Genomic DNA, 5,191 nt, shown 5'->3' with positions numbered 1-5,191 from the left:
GCTTGGCGCCCTGGACCGCAGCGTTGAACTCCTCGGTCAGGATGTCCTGCAGCCCGAACTGGCGCTTCACCGCCTGCGGCAGGGCGGTGCCATCCCGGGTCAGGCTGACGATGTCCTGGCGGTGCGGCAGGTCGAGGAAGGCCTGGGCCGACGCCACCGATTTGCGCACCGGCAGGTGGCCGGTGCGGGCCCATTCGAAGTCGTTGTCCCACAGGAACTTCAGGAAGGTGAAGGCGGCCTTGCGGTGGGCGTCGTCGAGGTCGGCCTTGGGGATCACCCAGCTGTGGCCGTCGGCCCAGACCTTGGGGTTGCCATAGAGCTGCGGGAACGGCACCACGGCATAGCCGTTGCTCAGCGCCCCGCCGGCCTTGGCGGCCTCCTGGGTGTAGCTGTCGACCAGCCAGGTGCCCATGATGTAGACGCCGCCGTCGCCCTGGATGAAGCCGGCCGTGGCCGCGGCGTAGTCCTGGTCCTTGGTGGTGTCGCCGTTGTCGTAGATCGCCTTGAACAGCGTGACCGCGTTGCGGGCCTCGGGCGTCTGCAGCTTGATCTGGGCGGGATCGGCGAAGAAGTCGGACCCCTGCTGGTACAGCAGGGTGTAGAGGGTGCGGGCGTAGTTCGCCTGCTCGTTCGCCAGCGCCTGGACGAAATAGGGCTTGCCGGTCTTCTCGCGGAACTGCTTGGCCTGGGCCAGCAGCTCGTCCGGCGATTTCGGCAGGATCGGCTTGCCGTCGGCGGTCACCAGCCCGGCCTGCTTGAACAGGTTCAGGTTGATGTGCCAGAGCCAGGTGTGGGTGTCGAAGGGCAGGGCGTAGATCTTGCCGTCCTTGGTCACGCCGGCCCGGGCCGCGTCGGTGAAGTCGGCGGTGTCGATGCCGGTGGCCTTGAAGCCCTCGTCCAGCGGCTCCAGCAGCCCGCGCGAGGCGTAGTCGCTGATGACGGATTCATGCATCACCGAGATGGTCGGCGCCTCGCCCGAGCGCAGCCGGGCGGTCAGCTGGTCGTAACCGGGCCATTCCACGATATCGACCTTGACGTGGACGTCCTTGCTCTCGGCATTGAACTTGTTGATCAGCGCCGTGATGATCCCGCATTCGCCATGCGCCTGCGAGACGTCGGTGACATCGCCGTAATCGGCCTCGCAGGCGCCGAAGAAGCGCGACAGCGAGATCTCAGTCTTGTCCTGCGACCATGCTGCACTGGCGCCGGCGGCCAGGAACAGGCCCGCCAGGGCCGCGGTGATGCTGCCTCTCATCGTTTCCTCCACGGTTCCGGCGGCATTGGTGCGGCGCCGGTATCGAACCCCCCAAGACCCGTCCCCGGCCCGCCGCCTCAGCGGATGGCGGCGCCGGCGACGGCGGTGATGATGTATTTCTGGAAGAACAGGTAGACGATCAGGACGGGCAGCCCGGCGAACACCGACTGCGCCATCAGGAAGCCCAGGCCTTCGGACTGGGCGAAGTTGGTCTGGGTCGAGGCCAGCCCGACGGTCAGGGTGAACATCTCCGGCCTGGTGGCGGAGATCAGCGGCCACAGATAGTCGTTCCAGGCGGCCAGGAAGGTGAAGATCCCCAGCGTCGCCTGCGCCGGCACGGTCAGCGGCAGCAGCACGCGCCAGAAGGTCTTGAAGCGCGAGGCGTTGTCCAGCATCGCCGCCTCGTCGATCTCGCGCGGGATCGCCTTGAAGTACTGCGTCATCAGGAAGACGCCGAACGGCGCCGACAGATGCGGCAGGATCAGCCCGAGATAGGAGTTGTGCAGCTTCAGGTCGTTGAACAGCTGGAACCGGGCGATGATGACCGCCTGTTCCGGCACCGCCAGGCCGATCAGCACCAGCACGAACAGCACGCCGCGGCCGGGGAACTGGGTGCGGGCGAAGCCGTAGCCGGCGAGCGAGGCCAGCACCAGCACGCCGATGGTCTGGCCCAGCGCCACGACGACGCTGTTCAGGATCCAGCGGAACACCCCGGAGCTGGCGAGGATGTCGGTGTAGTTCTTCAGCGTGTAGGGGGCCCGGAACAGCGTGCTGGTGTCGGTCATCAGCTCGCTGTTCGGCTTGAACGACAGCCCGGCGATCCAGGCGATCGGGACGATCCAGACGATGACGAGCAGGATGATGCCGGCCAGGATCACCCGATCCCCGAGGCTGCGGCCCACCATGCCCTGTGACTGCGTCATGGCCATGACCGTCAGGCCTCGCCGCGGCGGCGGGTCAGCAGAACCTGCGCCATGGCGGCGATCAGCATCAGCCCGAACAGCACCTCCGACGCCGCGGCGGCGTAGCCCAGGTCCCAGTCGCGGAAGCCCTGCTCGTAGATGAACTGCACGATCGGGCGCGAGGCGTTGTTCGGCCCGCCGCGGGTCAGCAGCAGCGACTGCCCGAACAGCTGGAACTGGTAGACGATCTCGACCACCGCCACGAGCACCGTGGTCCGCCGGATCGACGGCAGGGTGATCGACCGGAACGACCGCCAGCGGCCGGCACTGTCCAGCGCCGCGGCCTCGTACAGCTCGCGCGGGATCTGCTGCAGCGCCGCCAGGAACAGCATCATGGGCAGGCCGATGCCCCACCACACCGTGGCGATGGCGATCGCCGGCAGGGCCAGGGTCGGGTTGGTCAGGAACACCACCGGCTCATGCCCGAACACGGCCAGGGCGTTGGTCAGCAGGCCGCGATCCGGCAGGAACACCATCTTCCACACGATGGTGACGATGGTGACCGACAGCACCGAGGTGGCGAAGAAGGTGGCGCGCAGCACGGCCGCGGTGCGGGTCGGCCGGTTCAGCGCCAGCGCCAGGCCGAGGCCGATCACGACGAAGGCCGGCACCGTCATCGCCACGAACAGCATGGTGTTCCAGACGGCGCCGAGGAAGACCTTGTCGGTGAGCAGCCGCTTGTAGTTGACCAGGCCGGCATAGGTGCCGGTGCCGTCAAACATGTCGAACTTCTGCAGGCTGATCCAGATGCCGTCGAACAGCGGCCAGGCCAGCAGCGCCAAGTACACGACCAGGAAGGGCAGGACGAAGCCGGCATTGCGCCAGTCCGGCCCGATCCGGGCACCGCTCAGCCGCGGCACCCGGTCGATCGCGGCGGCTGGGGTGGCGGCGGCGTCGGTCACGGCCATCCCTCCTTCAGGCGGCGTGACGGCCCAGGCCGTCGGCGCCGAACAGGTGGACGGAGGCGGGGTCGATGCTCAAGGTCACCTGGTCGTCGACGGCGACGCCGCTGGCGCCGCCATCCTCCGCGATCAGGCTCGACCCATCCTGCAGCCGGACATGCAGATGGGTGCGGTCGCCCAGCCGCTCGACCACCTCGACCGTGCCGCGGGTGGCGCCCTGGCCGTCGATCCGCACCGCCTCGGCCCGCAGCCCCAGCGTCACCGGCTGGTGCGCCGGCAGCCCGTCGGCCGAAACCGGCGTCTGCAGTTCGGTGCCGTCGGGCAGGCGCAGCACGGCGCCGCCCCGGCCGCCGACGCCCTGCTCGCCGATGATGACGGCGTCGAGGAAGGTCATCGCCGGCACGCCGACGAAGCGGGCGACGAATTTGGTGGCCGGCCGGGTGTAGATCTCCATCGGCGTGCCGACCTGTTCGACCCGGCCCTCGTTCATCACCACGATCCGGTCGGCCAGGGTCATCGCCTCGACCTGGTCATGGGTGACGAAGATCATGGTGGCGCGCAGCCGCCGGTGCAGCCGGGCCAGCTCGACCCGGGTGCGGACGCGCAGCGCGGCGTCCAGGTTGGACAGCGGTTCGTCGAACAGGAAGGCGCGCGGTTCCTTGACGATGGCGCGGCCGATGGCGACGCGCTGGCGCTGGCCGCCGGACAGCTGCCCCGGCTTGCGCTGCAGCAGCGCCTCGATCTCCAGCGACCGGGCGGCGGCCTGGACCCGCGCCTCGATCTCCGGCTGCTTCAGGCCGATGTTGCGCAGCCCGAACGCCATGTTCTCGAAGATCGTCATGTGGGGATACAGGGCGTAGTGCTGGAACACCATCGCCACCCGGCGCGCGCCCGGCGGCAGGGTGTCGACCCGGGCGCCAGCGATGCGGATCTCGCCGCCGTCGACGCTCTCCAGCCCGGCGATCATCCGCAGCAGGGTGGACTTGCCGCAGCCGGACGGCCCGAGGAAGACCACGAACTCGCCCGACGCGATCGACAGCGACAGGCCGTCGAACACCGTGATCGGCCCGAAGCGCTTGCTGACATCCGCGATATCGATGTCGGCCACGCCCATTCCCTCCCCAATGGTATTATCATATGATTCGATCATCGGGGCGATCGATGGGTTTTGTCAACGGGCCTTCCCCGGCCTATTCCGAGCGGGGACAGGTGGAGACGGTGGATGCTGGAACGTGAGCTGATCCTGGTCGGGACGATGAGCAGCCAGATCTCGAACAGCCTGGGGATGCGGATCGTGTCCGGCGAATTCCTGCCGAACGACTCGCTGCCGATCGAGGGTGAGCTGTGCCAGATCTACGGCGTCAGCCGGACCACGATCCGCGAGGCGATCAAGAACCTGGCGGGCAAGCGGCTGATCGAGGTGTCGCCGAAGACGGGCACGCGGGTGCTGCCGTTCGGCGAATGGAACCTGCTGGACCGCGACGTGCTGTCCTGGCGGCTGATGGCGCAGTTCGACGCCAAGATCGTCGAGGACATCTACGAGATGCGCCAGTGCTTCGAACCGCGCGCGTCCTTCCTGGCGGCACGCGACGGCACGGCCGAGGACCATGCCGCGATCGAGCGCCATTTCGGCCAGTTGGCCCGGGCCTATGAGGAGAACCAGCCGGTCAAGGTCGGGTCGGAGGCGGCGCTGGAATTCCACCTCGCCATCATCACCGCCTCGCACAACGGCCTGTTCGTGACCATCGGCGCCGCGGTGAAATCGGCGTTGCGCGTCTCCTCCGAGATGCTGCAGCGCCACGCCGCCCGGCCGAGCGAGGATGTGGCGCTGCACGATGCGGTGCGCACCGCCATCATCGGCCGCGAGCCGGAGGCGGCGTCCGCGGCGATGATCCGGCTGCTGGCGGCGTCCCAGGCCCGGCTGCTGCCGCTGACGACGGAGCCGAAGGGGTCGTGAGGAAACGCTTGTCAGGCTGAGGGGCGGAGCCGCCCCCTCACCCGAAATCGCGATGCGATTTCGACCTCTCCCCGAGGAGAGGTAACGCATTCCCTCTCCTTGGGGGAAGGCGGCT

5 protein-coding genes are annotated in these 5,191 nt (G+C 68.3%); 1 reads left to right on the top strand and 4 read right to left on the bottom strand.

Annotation, left to right across the window (positions count from 1 at the left end; translation table 11 throughout):
- From AC3XYG_RS03090 to AC3XYG_RS03075, 4 genes are all read right to left on the bottom strand, one after another.
- The coding region (locus tag AC3XYG_RS03090; protein ID WP_489138346.1) for an extracellular solute-binding protein at window positions 1-1,255 on the bottom strand (1,255 nt) is incomplete at its 3' end.
- 77 nt (window positions 1,256-1,332) lie between these two features.
- Window positions 1,333-2,178: a carbohydrate ABC transporter permease gene (locus tag AC3XYG_RS03085; protein ID WP_489138345.1), complete on the bottom strand. Its 846-nt coding sequence runs from the start codon at window positions 2,176-2,178 to the stop codon at window positions 1,333-1,335.
- Between the two features lie 11 nt (window positions 2,179-2,189).
- Window positions 2,190-3,119: a carbohydrate ABC transporter permease gene (locus tag AC3XYG_RS03080; protein ID WP_489138344.1), complete on the bottom strand. Its 930-nt coding sequence runs from the start codon at window positions 3,117-3,119 to the stop codon at window positions 2,190-2,192.
- A 13-nt stretch (window positions 3,120-3,132) separates the two neighbouring features.
- Window positions 3,133-4,227, bottom strand: a complete 1,095-nt coding sequence (locus AC3XYG_RS03075) for an ABC transporter ATP-binding protein (protein WP_489138343.1) — start codon at window positions 4,225-4,227, stop codon at window positions 3,133-3,135.
- Between the two features lie 114 nt (window positions 4,228-4,341).
- Here AC3XYG_RS03075 and AC3XYG_RS03070 point away from each other — a divergent pair, with 114 nt between their 5' ends.
- The gene (locus tag AC3XYG_RS03070; protein WP_489138342.1) at window positions 4,342-5,076 is read left to right on the top strand and encodes a FadR/GntR family transcriptional regulator; all 735 of its coding nucleotides are present in this window, start codon (window positions 4,342-4,344) and stop codon (window positions 5,074-5,076) included.
- The last annotated feature ends 115 nt before the right edge of the window (window positions 5,077-5,191 follow it).

Source organism: Inquilinus sp. (genome assembly GCF_057815775.1).
Note: the sequence above shows the minus strand (reverse complement) of the source record. Positions and strands in the feature narration are given on the sequence as shown.

Excerpts from the sequence above, each read along its gene's own strand:
- AC3XYG_RS03085 (WP_489138345.1), bottom strand. The coding sequence starts at position 2,178 with ATGACGCAGTCACAGGGCATGGTGGGCCGCAGCCTCGGGGATCGGGTG.
- AC3XYG_RS03070 (WP_489138342.1), top strand. The coding sequence starts at position 4,342 with ATGCTGGAACGTGAGCTGATCCTGGTCGGGACGATGAGCAGCCAGATC.